Origin of the sequence: Citrobacter sp. Marseille-Q3906, from assembly GCF_916618775.1 — a bacterium.
Lineage (GTDB): Bacteria > Pseudomonadota > Gammaproteobacteria > Enterobacterales > Enterobacteriaceae > Citrobacter > Citrobacter murliniae.
In genome coordinates, this window is the sequence record NZ_CAKAKA010000003.1 from 222,210 (window position 1) to 237,305 (window position 15,096).

Below are 15,096 nucleotides of genomic sequence, written 5' to 3' on the forward strand. Positions count from 1 at the left end.
CCATGTCTGAGAAAACTTTTCTGGTGGAAATCGGCACTGAAGAGCTGCCACCAAAAGCACTGCGCAGCCTGGCAGAGTCCTTTGCTGCGAACTTTACCGCGGAGCTGGATAACGCCGGCCTCGCGCACGGCAATGTTGAGTGGTTTGCCGCCCCGCGTCGTCTGGCGCTGAAGGTAGCCGCTCTGGCTGAGTCTCAACCTGACCGCGAAGTTGAAAAACGCGGTCCGGCAATTGCCCAGGCATTTGATGCCAGCGGTAATCCGAGCAAAGCGGCAGAGGGTTGGGCGCGTGGTTGCGGCATCACTGTTGATCAGGCTGAACGCCTGACCACCGATAAAGGTGAGTGGTTGCTGTATCGTGCGCATGTGAAAGGCGAAAGTGCTGAAACGCTGCTGCCTGACATGATCGCCACCTCGCTGGCTAAGCTGCCGATCCCGAAACTGATGCGCTGGGGTGCGTCTGATGTTCACTTTGTGCGTCCGGTTCACACTGTGACCTTGCTGTTGGGCGACAAAGTTATTCCGGCAACGATCCTGGGTATTCAGTCCGATCGCGTGATTCGTGGCCACCGCTTTATGGGCGAGCCGGAATTCACCATCGACAATGCCGATCAGTATCCTGAAATCCTGCGTCAGCGCGGTAAAGTGATTGCCGATTACGCCGAGCGTAAGGCAAAAATTAAAGCCGATGCCGAAGAAGCGGCGCGTAAGATTGGTGGTAACGCCGATCTGAGCGAAAGTCTGCTGGAAGAAGTCGCCTCTCTGGTTGAATGGCCAGTGGTGCTGACGGCAAAATTTGAAGAAAAATTCCTCGCCGTACCTTCTGAAGCGCTGGTCCACACCATGAAAGGTGACCAGAAGTACTTCCCGGTATATGCGAACGACGGCAAACTGCTGCCGAACTTTATCTTCGTTGCCAATATCGAGTCTAAAGATCCACAGCAAATCATCTCCGGTAACGAGAAAGTGGTTCGCCCGCGTCTGGCTGATGCCGAGTTCTTCTTCAATACCGACCGCAAAAAACGTCTGGAAGACCATTTGCCGCGCCTGCAAACCGTGCTGTTCCAACAGCAACTGGGTACGTTGCGTGATAAGACCGATCGTATTCAGGCGCTGGCGGGCTGGATTGCCGGTCAGATTGGCGCTGATGTTAATCATGCGACCCGTGCGGGCCTGCTGTCAAAATGTGACCTGATGACCAACATGGTCTTCGAGTTCACTGACACTCAGGGCGTGATGGGCATGCACTACGCACGTCATGATGGCGAAGCGGAAGATGTTGCTGTGGCGCTGAACGAACAGTATCAGCCTCGCTTTGCCGGCGATGAGTTGCCGTCCAACCCGGTTGCCTGTGCGGTAGCGATTGCCGATAAGATGGACACCCTGGCGGGTATCTTCGGTATCGGCCAGCATCCGAAAGGTGACAAAGACCCGTTTGCACTGCGTCGTGCTGCGCTGGGCGTACTGCGTATCATTGTTGAGAAAAACCTGACTTTGGATCTGCAAACGCTGACCGAAGAAGCGGTTCGTCTGTACGGTGATAAGCTGACTAACGCCAATGTGGTTGATGACGTTATCGACTTTATGCTCGGCCGCTTCCGCGCCTGGTATCAGGATGAAGGTTACAGCGTTGATACCATTCAGGCTGTGCTGGCGCGTCGTCCGACTCGTCCGGCTGATTTCGACGCACGCATGAAGGCGGTTTCGCACTTCCGTACGCTGGAAGCCGCATCTGCGCTGGCTGCTGCCAACAAACGTGTATCGAACATTCTGGCGAAGTCAGAAGAGAAGCTGAATGACCGCGTGAATGCGTCAACGCTGAAAGAGCCGGAAGAGATTGCGCTGGCGATGCAGGTTGTCGTGCTGCGTGACAAGCTCGAGCCGTTCTTCGCTGAAGGCCGCTACCAGGAAGCGCTGGTTGAGCTGGCTGAACTGCGTGAGCCTGTGGATGCTTTCTTCGAGAAAGTGATGGTGAACGTCGAGGATAAAGAGCTACGTATTAACCGTCTCTCTATGCTCGAAAAACTGCGCGAGCTGTTCCTGCGCGTGGCGGATATTTCACTGCTGCAGTAATTGTCGTGAAATGACTTAGAAAATGCCGGATAAGCAAAATTGCGCTATCCGGCATTTTTTTATGCTATCAGCGCAGTTGCAATTCTGTCAGGCAGGTCTGGCTATCATTCATCGTCTTAATGGAATGAGCCGCACTTTTACCGTTATAACTCACTTCGATCGTGCCTTCTATATTGCGCGGTAGCCATACGCCGATAAATCCATTACGGCCGCTTTTCATCTCTTTTTGTACGACCACATCACCTCTGTTATCCGTCACTTTGACATCAAAAGTCTTCTCAGGCATTTCGCCCTGGCAGCCAGAGAGACTGTGGTTAAAGCAGGGGTGCGTTTGCCATTCATAAGGGGCAAAGGACAGGTAGAATTTATCGCCGAGCGGCAGTGTATAAACCTGCTCACCGGAAGACAGCTTAAGAGCCGTACTGGTAACGGAAGCAGAGTAGGGTAATGGACGACTCTGAGGCGACTGGTCAATGGTTTCTACCATTTGTTCGACGGATTTCCCGCTAAGCCCATGTTGCGCCAGAAAGGTTGACTCTGGGGTTGCTGCAAATACGTTACTGGCTGTGAATAAACCCAAAAGCAGCAGCAGTGAGGATTTCGACATAGCTTCAATTCCTTGTGAAAATTGTGGAATACATGCCGACGTACTATAAAGCTTGCCCTTAGGGAAAGGTCAAAGGTGTAGTGGGTAAAGTAATGCAAAGAAGAGAGGAGAGGGATTTATCGCAACGTGCAAATAAAAAAATCCCCGCCATTTGGCAGGGATCTTGAATTCTGAGCTTTTTTAAGCTTACAGGCTGGTTACGTTGCCAGCTGCCGGGCCTTTAGCGCCGCTTTCGATGGTGAAGGAAACTTTCTGACCTTCGTCCAGGGATTTGTAGCCATCGTTCTGGATAGCAGAGAAGTGTACGAACACGTCTTTAGAGCCATCGTCAGGAGTGATGAAGCCGAAGCCTTTGTCAGCGTTGAACCATTTTACGATACCAGTCATTTTACCGGACATAGTGTATTACCTTTTAAAAAATAAGTGTGCCTTTCGGCGATATGGCGTGCTTTACAGATTTTTTAACAGTAAAGGAAATGCTCACTACGAAGGGTATCAACGATAACTCTTGAAGGGACTTGCCTTACTAAACTGCTTTAATGGTCTGTACGTCAAACCGTTGAGTGCATTAACTCATTTTACGCATAGGGATGCAACTACTATTTTCTTTTTTGTGGATAGCGACGGCGAGAAAACGGCCCTTTTTCAGGGCCGTTCTTAAATCAAATGTGAAAAATGTTCTAATCCATCAACTGCTTACTTAATCTTGGGTCCGCCTGTATCAGGCGCATCAATTTCAATTCAGTGCTGGAAGGCTTTACGCGTTTAGACTCCCACTCATGAACCATCGCGACCGTCACGCCCATTACACGGGCAAAATCATCTGTTTTTAATCCAGTCCCTCGTCGTAGCTGTTCAAATTCGGTGAAAGGGTTGGATTTTTGCGTCAGGGTTACCGTCTGCGATACATCTTTAAAAACAATCTGTTCCAGACTGCTCAGCAGTTCAAACATAGGATCTTTGTATTCCATTGAGAACTCCTAAAATCACACAACGGGATCGTGAATTTGATCAAAGCTCATTAAGAATAGTCGTAAAAAATGAAGGCGGGCTGAAGGTTCTGGTTATGGATTCGTTTCAGCGTCTCGCATGGGGCAACCTGTAGTTTGCTAACGATTTGATAACGGTCGGGATCTCCAGACAACGGATTCCAATTGTAAAGATTACTAAAAAATTACACCGTGCGAGGAATGGAACATTGGTTAGTAAAGGAAGGACGATGGGGAGGGGGATTTTCCCTTACAAGATTATGTGGAAAGGGTATCTTGCGGGGCTGACCTGGACTATCCTTGTCATCGTCAGGCACGCGGGTGTCGTTGTGCGCATTTTTGGGTGAAAGGAGTATTAAAATGGCGACAGGTAAGTCCTGCTCTCGCTGGTTTGCGCCTGTTTTGGCGCTCTTAATGGTAGTTGGCCTGAGTGGGTGTTTTGATAAAGAAGGCGATCAGCGTAAAGCGTTTATCGATTTTCTGCAGAATACTGCAATGCGTAGTGGGGAGCGTTTACCGACGCTTACCGCCGATCAGAAAAAACAGTTTGGCCCGTTTGTGTCCGATTACGCGATTCTTTACGGCTATTCGCAGCAGGTAAATCAGGCGATGGACTCCGGTCTGCGTCCGGTTGTTGATAGCGTCAATGCAATTCGTGTTCCTCAGGATTATGTGACTCAGCGTGAACCGCTACGTCAGGCAAATGGTGCGCTGGGTGTGTTAGGACAGCAGTTGCAGAACGCGAAACTCCAGGCCGATGCTGCACACGGTGCGTTGAAGCAGAGCGACGACCTGAAGCCTGTTTTTGATCAGGTCTACAACAAAGTGGTAACCGCGCCTGCTGAGGCGTTACAGCCGCTGATACCTGCCGCGCAAATCTTCACGCAGCAGTTGGTACAGGTAGGTGATTTTGTGGCGCAACAGGATACGCAGGTGAGCTTTGTTGCGAACGGTATCCAGTTCCCAACATCACAACAGGCAAGTCAGTACAATACGCTGATTGGCCCGCTGGCTTCTCAGCACCAGGCCTTTACTCAAGCCTGGACTGCTGCGGTGAGTGCAGCCCAGTAATGGCAGTATGCCGGATGGCGGCTTCGCCTTGTCCGGCCTATAGCTATATACAAAATGCCGGGTATGCGTTAACGCAACCCGGTATTTTTTACCCCAAAATCTGCGGGTTCACGCAGTTTTTCTCGACCTTTCCTTGTAGCGCATCGATTAAGTTATCTACCGCGCAGGCCGCCATGTTATAGCGTGTTTCATGGGTTGCTGAGCCAATATGCGGTACTGCCACTACGTTTGGCAGTGACAGAAGCGGTGAGTCTACCGACAGCGGTTCCTGCTCAAACACATCCAGACCTGCCGCATGAATCTCCCCGTTTTTTAGAGCAGTAATCAGCGCAGTTTCATCCACGACCGGACCACGACCCGCATTGATGAAAATGGCGGAGGACTTCATTTTGGCAAACTGCTCTGTACTAAACAGGTGATGCGTTTCTTCTGTTAACGGCAGAATCAGGCAGACAAAGTCAGACTCCTGCAGCAGTGTGTCCAGATCGCAGTAACGCGCGTTGAAGCGCTCTTCTGCTTCCTTATGGTGGCGTCGCGCGTTGTAGAGAATCGGCATGCCAAAACCAAAATGAGCACGTTGCGCCAGAGCCAGCCCAATTCGGCCCATGCCGACAATCCCCAGCGTTTTGTGGTGCACATCGGTGCCAAACCAATCTGGGCCAATACTTTTGGTCCATTCACCGACTTTCACTCGTTCAGCTACTTCAACCACGCGGCGGGCTGTGCTTAGCACCAGCGCCATCACCGTATCAGCGACGGTTTCTGTCAGCACTGTTGGCGTGTGCATCAACAGCACCTTATGTGTGTTGAGAGCATCGACGTCAAAATTGTCATAGCCGACGGAGATTGTTGATGTCGCACGCAGTTTGGGCATTTTCTCCAGCAGGGCGGTATTGACGGTTTCACTTGAGCCTAACAGTCCCTCCGCGCTGGCAAAGGCCTGTGCGTGCTGTGTTACTGTTTCCGGGCGCAAGTTGGGCACCTGAGTCACAGTAAAATGCTCTTCCAGGCGTTGCAGCAAATCGTCAGGTAACGCTTTGTAGAGAATAATGGACGGCTTCATACGAATCTCCGTAAGTTAGTGTTTAAGCGTGGTGCGCGCCAGTTGGAAGTTGCTGATTATTAGCAGAACTTGGTCTGACAATCAGAGTTAGCCATACTGAGACAAAAAGCGCTACCCCCATAAAAATGTATGAGGCGGAAGGGCTGCCGGTGGTGCCATTGAGGTAGCCGACAAACCAGGAACCAAAGAATGAGCCTAATGCGCCCATGCTGTTAATCAGTGCCATTGCTCCCCCGGCAACGTTACGAGGCAGCATTTCTGGAATGATGGCGAAGAAGGGACCGTAAGGAGCGTACATTGCCGCACCTGCAATCACCAACAAGGTGTATGAAACCCAGAAGTGGTCAGCACCAACGGCCCAGGAGCCGATAAAGGCGAAAGCGGCGATCAGTAACAGCGGCCAGACAAACAGTTTACGGTTTTGCAGTTTATCTGAAGCCCATGAGACCAGAATCATCGCTGCCGTTGCTGCCAGATAAGGTACTGATGAAAGCCAACCGACCTCCACCATACCTAAATTTGCGCCACCACTACGGATGATGGACGGGAGCCACAGGACGAAGCCGTAGACGCCAATACTCCAGGTAAAATACTGCAGGCACAACAAGATCACGTTACGTGAGCGGAAAGCTTCACTGTAATTACGTACGGCTTTAATACCCTGCTGCTCTTTTTCCAGTTGGGCCTGCAGCGCCGCTTTCTCGGATTCCGACAACCAGCCCACCTGTGAAGGTTTGTCTTTTACCAGCACCCACCAGCAAAACGCCCAGATGATGGCCGGGAAGCCCTCAATGATGAACATTTCACGCCAGCCCAGCGCTTGAATCAGATAACCGGAAACAACGGACATCCACAGGACGGTTACCGGATTGCCGAGGATCAGGAAGGTATTGGCGCGTGAACGTTCGGACTTCGTAAACCAGTTACTGATATAAATCAGCATCGCGGGCATGACCGCGGCTTCAACAACGCCAAGAATGAAGCGAATGGCAGCCAGCATGGGGATGTTACTGACCATACCGGTCAGTGACGCGCAGGCTCCCCACAGGATCAGGCAGATAAAAATCAGTTTTCGTACGCTACGGCGCTCGGCGTAAATCGCTCCAGGGATCTGGAAGAAGAAATAACCGAGGAAAAACAGGGCACCCAGCAGGGAGGAAATCCCTTTGGTAATGCCGAGATCTTCGTTGATTCCGGCGGCGGATGCGAAGCTGAAGTTCGCGCGATCAAGGTACGCCAGACTGTACGTGATAAACACGATCGGCATGATGTACCACCAGCGTTTTGCTGCATTTGTTGAGCTATTCATAGATTGCCCTCTGGTTATGCTGTTATGCCGCCTCTGCATGTAGGGTACAGAGAGGGTCGGGGGTTTATTCCCCTAATTGTTCACGTGTGGGTAAGCCTTCGCTGTCGCCCTGAACCTGAATGGCCAGTGCACCAATTTTGTTGCCTCGGGTTACTGCCTGATGCAGAGAGCGTCCTTCCAGTAGTGCACTGATTACACCCACGGCAAAACCATCGCCCGCGCCAACGGTGTCGACTACGTTGTCGACTCTCACTGGCGCGACACTACCGTGCTCGCCATTGGCGGCTTTATACCAGGCGCCATCGGCCCCGGTTTTGATGATCACTGCCTTGACGCCGTGGCGCAGATAAAAGTCTGCGATGCCTTCAGGGGTCTGTTGCCCGGTTAAAATCATGCCCTCTTTTAACCCCGGTAGAACCCAGTCAGCCTGAAAGGCTAATCGATTGAGTTTCTCCACCATTTCTGTTTCGCTTTTCCACAGCACCGGGCGTAGGTTCGGGTCAAATGAGATTGTCTTACCCATCGCTTTCATGGTGCGGGCAGTATGAGACAGCAGCGCATATGAACTTGCTGAAAGTGCTGCCGCAACGCCGCTCAGGTGCAGATGACGCGCGCTGGAGAAGTATCCATCGTGATAATCCTCAACACTGAGGTGGCTAGCGGCGGAGCCTTTGCGGAAATACTCCACAATGGGATCGGTTCCATTTTCGACTTTAGATTTTAACTGAAAGCCGGTTGCGTAGCGCCCGTCCTGGGTAACTCCCTGCGCATCAATCCCTTCTTTCGCCAGCGACTTAAGAATAAAACGACCAAAACTGTCGTTACCCACGCGACTCACCCAGCCGACCTTCAAGCCCAGGCGGGCAAGGCCGGTTGCCACATTGAGTTCAGCGCCCGCTACGCGCTTGATAAACTGCTCTACGTCCGCCAAATCACCCGTTTGCGTGGCGACAAACATCGCCATCGCTTCACCAATGGTGACGACATCCAGTGAATTTTTCATGCGTTACTCCTTGCGTAACAGATCGACGTAGTGACGGGTTACCGCCGCCAAATCTTGCCCTTCCAGGGGAAACTCAATGCCGCGCGGCACATCTGCGGGCAGTTTGTTTAGCAGCGTCATCCAGCGTGAGTCTGCTTCATCAGGCGGCACAGCACGATAGCTGTCGTGATGTGGTGTGGCGGCTTTCACATGGATATATCCCACGGCAGATGCCAGCTGTTGCGCTGCTTCTTCCGGGGTGTCGCCTACCCACAACCAGTTGCCCATATCGAAGGTCAGAGTTACCGGCAGGTTCAGGGTCTGGCAGGCTTCGTTAAAACGCTGCATTGGTTGCAGGCGGCCACAAGGTGTTTGATCATTTTCGACGACCAGCTCCATACCACTTGTATCCAGCCAGTTACGCAATGTGTCGAACTGATCTGTATGGGAAAAATGTCCGAGGGATACTTTTAACCACAGAGCCTGCAGGACCTGTGCTTCCTGAAGCAGTGATGGGATCCGGGGATTGAGACTACCATCTTCAAGGAACAGCGGCTCTGGTGCGGAGTAGCAGGCCAGCAGACCAAAAATTTCAATAGCTGACGCCATGGTTGACAGCGTGTTGAGCTCGGTGTTGGTTAACATTTCGCGGCGAATTTCGACGCCGTCCGCGCCAGCTTCTGCAATGACGGGCAATATCGCGGTTTGCCCACCGGCTGCGCGTACCTGGTCATAGCCGTAGGCGGCGGTGACCACCATAATTTTTCTGTTCATGGAAACTCCAAAACTATCGCTCTTGCTATAACGCTAGATGGAACCGGTTCCAAAGAAAAGGGCATGATGCCGAATTTATGATCACCATCACGAAGGAAATTTAGCGGGCGGTGGAGCCGCGAACGATCAGTTCACCGGAGAAAACCTGCTCCTGAATGGCATCGGATCCACCATTAATCCGGCGCACAACCTGCTCTACGGCGGTATAACCAATCTGCCACGTCGGCTGTTTCAAAGTAGTAATGCCCACGCCTGCCAGCTCGGCCCATTCCAGCTCATCAAAACCGAGCAGGCCGATGTCGCTGCCCCAATTGAGGCCAATCCGCTTCAGTGCGCGGGCAACCTGTAGCGTGAGGGCGCCGTTGGCTGAGATAACAGCTTTGCGCATTCCCCGATGTTGTTGGTGAAACTGGCGCAGCGTGTCATCCAGTTGCATATTTTCCGCCAACGGGACTTCGGCATTTTCTGCGATGACGCCAGGGTATTGTGCCAGCGTCGCGCGAAAGGCACTCAGGCGCTCGCGGCGAGTATTAACCATGCCTAAAGGTTCGCTGAGAAACAGAATAGCTTCAAAACCTTGTTCGACCAGGTGCTCAGTGGCGACCGTTGCTGCCTGAGTGTTATCGAGCCCGACCATATCGCAGGCGAAATCAGGGATTTTACGGTCAATTAGCACCATCGGTAGTGCGGACTGTTGCAGGCGGTTTAACCCCTCTTCACGCATGCCTACAGCATTCACCACAATTCCTTCAACCTGGTAGCTTCGCAGCAGGTCGAGATAATGCAGTTCCTGATCCACTTCGTTGTTGGTGTTACAGACCAGAGGGGTAAAACCTTTTTCGCGACAGGCCGCTTCAATACCGCTCAGGACATTAACGGAGTAGGGATTGGTAATATCGGCGATAATCAGTCCGATCAGACGGGTACGGCCATGTTTCAGACCTCGCGCCATCAGGCTGGGGCGATAGTCGAGATCGGCAATGGCTTGTTCAATACGGGCCAACAGCGCGTCGGATAGCAGATGTTTCTCACCGTTAAGGTAACGTGAAATGCTGGTCTTACCCGTTTTAGCGGCTTTTGCCACATCGCTGATGGTTGGGCGTGCTGATTTTGCCATTAAGGTTCCCTCGCCAGAAAGTGAGAACACCTTAACGCGAAAATTGACGATGGCAAGTGCTTCCTGCCGGACGTAGGCCGGGCAAGGCGGAGCCTCCACCCGGCGCATACGTTTACTGGATTGGGCTTAAGGTGATCTCTACACGACGGTTCTGTGCTTTGCCTTCGGCGGTGCTGTTGCTGGCGATCGGGTTCGCCGGGCCCATACCACGGGTGCGAATACGGTTTGCTTCCACACCCTGAGTGATCAGGGCACTGGCTACAGAGTCAGCACGCTGTTGTGACAGGCGCATATTCAGATCCTGGCTGCCGGTGCTGTCAGTAAAGCCTAATACGTTTACTGCGGTTTTATTGTACTCTTTCAGCACCATTGCCACGCCGGTAAGGGTGTTTGCCCCTGCTGGTTTCAGGTTAGCGCTACTGCTGTCGAAGGTGACGTTATTTGGCATATTCAGAATGATGTTATCGCCACTGCGCGTCACGCTTACGCCAGTTCCCTGCATTTTTTCGCGTAGTTTCGCTTCCTGCACATCCATGTAATAACCAATGCCACCACCAACAGCAGCGCCTGCTGCTGCACCAATCAGCGCGCCTTTGCCGCGATCTTTCTTCGACGAGGAGAGCGCGCCAATGCCAGCGCCAACAAGCGAACCAATGCCCGCACCCATGCCGGATTTACCCGCTTCGCGCTCACCGGTATATGGGTTTGTTGTGCAGCCAGAAACTGCCAGGGCGCCGCTCACGATGGCAGCAATCACAAATACACGTTTCTTCATCTCAATTCCTTAATGACTTTTTTCTTCTTTACCACAGCGACCGTGGCGGATGATTATGACGTGTGAACATGAAGAAAATTCCAGGGAAGACTCTGAAATTTGTAAGTAACATTGAACGGCATAATAAATATCCCCGTCACATCGCATTCAGGAGTGCCATCTTGGCTAATTCACCCGCACGTTACTCGGTATTAACCGCCGCACACTGGGGACCCATTCTCGTGGAGACAGATGGCGATACCGTGTTCTCCTCCCGTGGCGCACTGCCCACATCCCACCCCAACTCTTTGCAAACCGTTGTATGCGATCAGGTACACAGCAAAACGCGGGTGCGTTTTCCCATGGTACGTAAAGGGTTTCTCGTCTCGCCAGAGGCTCCGCTGGGTGTGCGTGGGCAGGATGAGTTTGTCCGCGTAAGCTGGGATGACGCGCTGAATCTTATTCATACGCAGCATAAACGCATCCGTGAGAGCTACGGACCTGCTTCGATTTTTGCCGGCTCGTATGGCTGGCGTTCAAACGGTGTGTTACACAAAGCATCAACTTTGTTGCAGCGTTACATGGCGCTGGCAGGGGGGTATACCGGGCATCTGGGGGATTACTCTACCGGGGCTGCACAGGCCATCATGCCGTATGTGGTGGGTGGAAACGAAGTTTACCAGCAGCAGACCAGCTGGCCGGTGGTGCTGGAACACAGCGATGTGGTGGTGTTATGGAGCGCTAATCCGCTCAACACTCTGAAGATTGCCTGGAATGCCTCTGACGAACAAGGGCTGGCGTACTTTGAGGCATTGCGAAACAGCGGCAAGCGGTTGATCTGCATTGATCCAATGCGATCAGAAAGCGTCGATTTCTTCGGTGACAAGATGGAATGGATAGCCCCACATATGGGGACCGACGTTGCGCTGATGCTGGGGATTGCGCATACGCTGGTGGAGAACGGCTGGCATGACGAGGCCTTCCTGGCTCGCTGCACTACCGGTTATGAACGGTTTGCTGATTATCTACTGGGAAAAACCGATGATATGGCCAAAACAGCAGAGTGGGCAGCGGATATTTGTGGAATTCAGGCGGTGAAAATACGCGAAATTGCCGAAATATTTCACCAAAATACCACTATGTTGATGGCTGGATGGGGTATGCAACGCCAGCAGTATGGTGAGCAAAAGCACTGGATGATTGTCACACTTGCCGCCATGCTCGGCCAAATTGGCACTCCTGGCGGAGGGTTTGGCCTCTCGTACCATTTTGCTAATGGCGGTAATCCGACACGTCGCGCTGCTGTCCTGGCCTCGATGCAGGGGAGCGTAAAAGGCGGCACCGATGCGGTAGATAAAATTCCGGTGGCGCGTATTGTCGAAGCGCTGGAGAACCCCGGAGGTTTCTATCAGCACAACGGTATGGACAGACATTTTCCCGACATCCGTTTTCTCTGGTGGGCGGGCGGAGCAAACTTCACCCATCACCAGGACACGAATCGCCTGATCCGTGCCTGGCAAAAGCCAGAGCTGGTGGTTATCTCGGAGTGTTTCTGGACTGCGGCAGCCCGGCACGCCGATATTGTATTACCCGCAACGACCTCTTTTGAGCGCAACGATTTAACCATGACCGGGGATTACAGCAATCAGCATCTGGTGCCGATGAAACAGGTTGTTGCGCCGCGTGATGAAGCACGCAATGATTTTGATGTTTTTGCCGAACTGAGCGAGCGCTGGGAGCAAGGCGGTTACGAACGGTTTACGGAAGGCAAAAGCGAGCTGGAGTGGCTGGAGACTTTTTACAACATTGCCGGGCAACGCGGTGTCAGCCAGCAGGTGACGTTGCCACCATTCACCGAATTCTGGCAGGGAAATACACTCATCGAAATGCCGGAAGAATCAGCCAATGCGCAGTTTATCCGTTTTGCCGATTTTCGCCGAGACCCGCATAAGTATCCATTGAAAACGGAGAGCGGAAAGATCGAAATTTACTCGCAGAAGATTGCGGGTTACGGCTATGCAGATTGTTTGGGACACCCTATGTGGCTGGAGCCGGATGAATGGTTCGGGAATGCTGAACCCGACCAGTTGCAGGTGCTTTCAGCCCATCCGGCACACCGTTTGCACAGCCAGCTGAATTACAGTGCGCTACGTGAGAAGTATGCGGTAGCAGATCGGGAGCCAGTGACAATTCACCCACAGGATGCGCAAGCGCGTGGCATCGTGGATGGCGATACGGTCAGAGTGTGGAATCATCGCGGCCATATTCTGGCCGGTGCGGTGGTGACTGAAGGCATTAAAGCTGGAGTCATTTGTATTCACGAAGGTGCCTGGCCTGATTTAGATCTGTCTGCCGGGGGGATCTGTAAAAATGGTGCGGTGAATGTACTGACCAAAGATCTCCCCAGCTCAAAGCTGGGGAACGGCTGCGCGGGTAATACCGCGCTGGCGTGGCTCGAAAAGTACAGCGGGCCTGCGCTTGCGCTTACGGCGTTTGATCCGCCTGCCAGCTCATAATCCATGTTGGATGGTGAGTCTCTTCCTGCCATGCGCTGTCTTCTATTCGAAAACCCAGCGCATGGTAGAAATTCACCGCAGATTGATTCTTCTGGTAGACCTCCAGGCTGAGTAATGAAAAGCGCTGTTGCACATACTGCACCAGCGCTTTGCCGATCCCACTTCTGATGGCGGCAGGCTCAACAAACAGTGCGCCCAAAAAGCGTTCTTCAATCACGCTGGCGAAGCCTTTTAGCACACCGTTTTCCTCCCATACCCAGGTTTGTGCGGCTGGCAAATAGACATCGCGTACAACGGACTCACTTTCGCGCCAGTAGCGTTCATCGATAAAGGGGTGGGCATAAATAGTGCTTTCCATCCATAGCGCCAGAATCGGTGCAAGATCGTCAGCCTTTGATTCGCGAATCATGTAGATCCTCCCGGGTAACAAATACAACCGGTGACATGGTCGTTAACCAGGCCGCAGGCCTGCATAAAGGAATAACAAATAGTGGTGCCAACAAACTTGAACCCGCGTTTTTTTAATGCCTTAGAGAGTGCGTCAGACGCAGGGGTGGAGGTGGGAATTTCGCTCAGACTGGCGGCGCGCGTCACCTGCGGTTGATTATTGACGAATGACCAGACGAACTCGTTAAAGGGTTCACCGTTTTTCTCCATCGCCAGGTATGCACGCGCGTTGCCAATAATGGCCTGAATTTTTCCGCGATGGCGAATAATGCCGGCATCCAGTACCAGCCTTTCTACGTCATCTTCGGTCATTGCTGCAACGGTTGCTGGCTCGAAGTGGTGAAAAGCGTGGCGATAGTTTTCCCGCTTCTTCAATACGGTGATCCACGACAATCCAGCCTGCTGTCCCTCCAGACAGATCATCTCGAACAGCTTTTTGCTATCGTTTTCGGGGACGCCCCATTCCTTGTCGTGATAGGCAATGTAAAGTGGATCCTGACTGACCCAGCCGCAACGCTGCATATTCTTCCTCGCTGTTTTTACTGGCGTAAAAATTTCATTCGGCCCGCCTTGACGCGCCCGCTAAAAAGACAATATTTAATACAGGGCTGATGTGCCCGATATCCTTCACACAATGACAATAATATCGCCGAATTCGGCTCTTTTCTGGAGTCGCGTTGATGATTATAAGAAACAGTAGTGGTCGCCAGAGGTTAAGCTTTCTGGTGAGCGTCGTAGTATGTGCATTGTCCACCAATACCGCATATGGCTGGCAACAAGAATATATCGTTGATGCTATGTCAGGTCATACGGCTGAACGTTATACATGGGACAGCGATCACCAACCGCGTTATAACGACGTACTGGAAGAGCGCATTCGCTCCACTCAGAACGTAGCAGGACCGGTGATGAATATGGCGGACCAAAAGACTCTGGATGCAACCAGCGGTATGAGCATGGGCTGGAATTTTCCCCTGGCCAGGCAGGTAACTACTGGTCCGGTTGCTGCCCTGCATTATGACGGTTCAACAACCTCTACCTATAACGAGTTTGGTGACAGCGCGACCTCTGTGACACAAATCGATCCGCTGTGGCATGCCAGCGTGAGTACAGTTGGCTGGCGGGTAGATTCGCAGTTTGGCGATGTTAGACCGTGGGCGCAAATCAGCTATAACCAGCAGTTTGGCGAGAATATCTGGAAGGCGCAGTCTGGCCTCAGCCGTATGACGGCAGCGAGCCAGGACGGTAACTGGCTGGATGTCACCGTGGGGGCAGATATGCTGCTCAACCCGCACATGGCTGCTTATGCAGCGCTCTCTCAGGCGGAAAAAAGTACAAATAATAGTGACTATATGTACACCATGGGGGTGAGTGCCAAATTTTAACCAGATGATG

The 15,096-nt window shown here is 52.3% G+C and carries 15 protein-coding genes; 4 read left to right on the forward strand and 11 right to left on the reverse strand.

Annotated elements, in window-relative coordinates; translation table 11 throughout:
• Positions 1 to 2: 2 nt before the first annotated feature.
• The gene (glyS, locus tag LG384_RS18395; protein ID WP_045448701.1) at positions 3 to 2,072 is read left to right on the forward strand and encodes a glycine--tRNA ligase subunit beta; all 2,070 of its coding nucleotides are present in this window, start codon (positions 3 to 5) and stop codon (positions 2,070 to 2,072) included.
• Positions 2,073 to 2,139: 67 nt separating this feature from the next.
• Here the strand turns inward: glyS and cueP are convergent, their stop codons facing one another.
• The 3 genes from cueP to LG384_RS18410 all read right to left on the reverse strand — a co-directional run bounded on the left by cueP (position 2,140) and on the right by LG384_RS18410 (position 3,650).
• Positions 2,140 to 2,679, reverse strand: a complete 540-nt coding sequence (gene cueP, locus LG384_RS18400) for a copper-binding periplasmic metallochaperone CueP (protein WP_225761355.1) — start codon at positions 2,677 to 2,679, stop codon at positions 2,140 to 2,142.
• Between the two features lie 186 nt (positions 2,680 to 2,865).
• Positions 2,866 to 3,078 (reverse strand): RNA chaperone/antiterminator CspA, encoded by a 213-nt coding sequence (gene cspA / locus LG384_RS18405; RefSeq protein WP_000014594.1) that lies wholly within the window; start codon positions 3,076 to 3,078, stop codon positions 2,866 to 2,868.
• Positions 3,079 to 3,359: 281 nt separating this feature from the next.
• A complete protein-coding gene (locus LG384_RS18410) occupies positions 3,360 to 3,650 on the reverse strand; it encodes an HTH-type transcriptional regulator (RefSeq protein ID WP_045448692.1) in 291 nt (96 codons plus the stop codon).
• A gap of 378 nt (positions 3,651 to 4,028) precedes the next feature.
• Between LG384_RS18410 and LG384_RS18415 the strand changes: the two genes are divergently transcribed.
• Positions 4,029 to 4,739, forward strand: coding sequence for a DUF3053 domain-containing protein (locus tag LG384_RS18415; protein WP_045448690.1), 711 nt, complete (start codon positions 4,029 to 4,031; stop codon positions 4,737 to 4,739).
• An 88-nt stretch (positions 4,740 to 4,827) separates the two neighbouring features.
• Here the strand turns inward: LG384_RS18415 and ghrB are convergent, their stop codons facing one another.
• The 6 genes from ghrB to LG384_RS18445 all read right to left on the reverse strand — a co-directional run bounded on the left by ghrB (position 4,828) and on the right by LG384_RS18445 (position 10,759).
• Complete coding sequence (gene ghrB / locus LG384_RS18420) at positions 4,828 to 5,802, reverse strand: glyoxylate/hydroxypyruvate reductase GhrB (RefSeq protein ID WP_225761356.1); 975 nt, start codon at positions 5,800 to 5,802, stop codon at positions 4,828 to 4,830.
• A 22-nt stretch (positions 5,803 to 5,824) separates the two neighbouring features.
• The gene (locus LG384_RS18425; protein WP_200011298.1) at positions 5,825 to 7,111 is read right to left on the reverse strand and encodes an MFS transporter; all 1,287 of its coding nucleotides are present in this window, start codon (positions 7,109 to 7,111) and stop codon (positions 5,825 to 5,827) included.
• Between the two features lie 64 nt (positions 7,112 to 7,175).
• On the reverse strand, positions 7,176 to 8,114 hold the full coding sequence (locus LG384_RS18430; protein ID WP_200011301.1) for a sugar kinase: 939 nt from the start codon (positions 8,112 to 8,114) through the stop codon (positions 7,176 to 7,178).
• 3 nt (positions 8,115 to 8,117) lie between these two features.
• Positions 8,118 to 8,867 (reverse strand): sugar phosphate isomerase/epimerase, encoded by a 750-nt coding sequence (locus LG384_RS18435; RefSeq protein WP_048223039.1) that lies wholly within the window; start codon positions 8,865 to 8,867, stop codon positions 8,118 to 8,120.
• 100 nt (positions 8,868 to 8,967) lie between these two features.
• Complete coding sequence (locus tag LG384_RS18440) at positions 8,968 to 9,984, reverse strand: LacI family DNA-binding transcriptional regulator (RefSeq protein ID WP_048223036.1); 1,017 nt, start codon at positions 9,982 to 9,984, stop codon at positions 8,968 to 8,970.
• 112 nt (positions 9,985 to 10,096) lie between these two features.
• Complete coding sequence (locus LG384_RS18445) at positions 10,097 to 10,759, reverse strand: OmpA family lipoprotein (protein WP_045448680.1); 663 nt, start codon at positions 10,757 to 10,759, stop codon at positions 10,097 to 10,099.
• A 161-nt stretch (positions 10,760 to 10,920) separates the two neighbouring features.
• Between LG384_RS18445 and LG384_RS18450 the strand changes: the two genes are divergently transcribed.
• Positions 10,921 to 13,254 (forward strand): molybdopterin guanine dinucleotide-containing S/N-oxide reductase, encoded by a 2,334-nt coding sequence (locus LG384_RS18450; RefSeq protein ID WP_225761357.1) that lies wholly within the window; start codon positions 10,921 to 10,923, stop codon positions 13,252 to 13,254.
• Here the strand turns inward: LG384_RS18450 and LG384_RS18455 are convergent.
• Both LG384_RS18455 and tag read right to left on the reverse strand, forming a co-directional pair.
• Positions 13,223 to 13,663 carry an N-acetyltransferase gene (locus LG384_RS18455; RefSeq protein ID WP_045448678.1) on the reverse strand — a complete coding sequence of 147 codons (441 nt, stop codon included), beginning with the start codon at positions 13,661 to 13,663 and terminating at the stop codon, positions 13,223 to 13,225. The two genes, LG384_RS18450 and LG384_RS18455, sit on opposite strands and share 32 nt — an antisense overlap.
• Complete coding sequence (tag, locus tag LG384_RS18460) at positions 13,660 to 14,223, reverse strand: DNA-3-methyladenine glycosylase I (protein WP_200011309.1); 564 nt, start codon at positions 14,221 to 14,223, stop codon at positions 13,660 to 13,662. The genes LG384_RS18455 and tag overlap by 4 nt, the downstream gene beginning before the upstream one ends.
• 158 nt (positions 14,224 to 14,381) lie before the next feature.
• Between tag and LG384_RS18465 the strand changes: the two genes are divergently transcribed.
• Complete coding sequence (locus LG384_RS18465) at positions 14,382 to 15,086, forward strand: autotransporter outer membrane beta-barrel domain-containing protein (RefSeq protein ID WP_045448676.1); 705 nt, start codon at positions 14,382 to 14,384, stop codon at positions 15,084 to 15,086.
• The last annotated feature ends 10 nt before the right edge of the window (positions 15,087 to 15,096 follow it).

Coding starts and splice junctions, on each gene's coding strand:
- LG384_RS18445 (WP_045448680.1), bottom strand. CDS start 10,759: ATGAAGAAACGTGTATTTGTGATTGCTGCCATCGTGAGCGGCGCCCTG.
- LG384_RS18425 (WP_200011298.1), bottom strand. CDS start 7,111: ATGAATAGCTCAACAAATGCAGCAAAACGCTGGTGGTACATCATGCCG.
- LG384_RS18410 (WP_045448692.1), bottom strand. CDS start 3,650: ATGGAATACAAAGATCCTATGTTTGAACTGCTGAGCAGTCTGGAACAG.
- LG384_RS18415 (WP_045448690.1), top strand. CDS start 4,029: ATGGCGACAGGTAAGTCCTGCTCTCGCTGGTTTGCGCCTGTTTTGGCG.
- glyS (WP_045448701.1), top strand. CDS start 3: ATGTCTGAGAAAACTTTTCTGGTGGAAATCGGCACTGAAGAGCTGCCA.
- LG384_RS18430 (WP_200011301.1), bottom strand. CDS start 8,114: ATGAAAAATTCACTGGATGTCGTCACCATTGGTGAAGCGATGGCGATG.
- LG384_RS18465 (WP_045448676.1), top strand. CDS start 14,382: ATGATTATAAGAAACAGTAGTGGTCGCCAGAGGTTAAGCTTTCTGGTG.
- LG384_RS18435 (WP_048223039.1), bottom strand. CDS start 8,867: ATGAACAGAAAAATTATGGTGGTCACCGCCGCCTACGGCTATGACCAG.
- ghrB (WP_225761356.1), bottom strand. CDS start 5,802: ATGAAGCCGTCCATTATTCTCTACAAAGCGTTACCTGACGATTTGCTG.
- cueP (WP_225761355.1), bottom strand. CDS start 2,679: ATGTCGAAATCCTCACTGCTGCTGCTTTTGGGTTTATTCACAGCCAGT.
- cspA (WP_000014594.1), bottom strand. CDS start 3,078: ATGTCCGGTAAAATGACTGGTATCGTAAAATGGTTCAACGCTGACAAA.
- LG384_RS18440 (WP_048223036.1), bottom strand. CDS start 9,984: ATGGCAAAATCAGCACGCCCAACCATCAGCGATGTGGCAAAAGCCGCT.
- tag (WP_200011309.1), bottom strand. CDS start 14,223: ATGCAGCGTTGCGGCTGGGTCAGTCAGGATCCACTTTACATTGCCTAT.
- LG384_RS18455 (WP_045448678.1), bottom strand. CDS start 13,663: ATGATTCGCGAATCAAAGGCTGACGATCTTGCACCGATTCTGGCGCTA.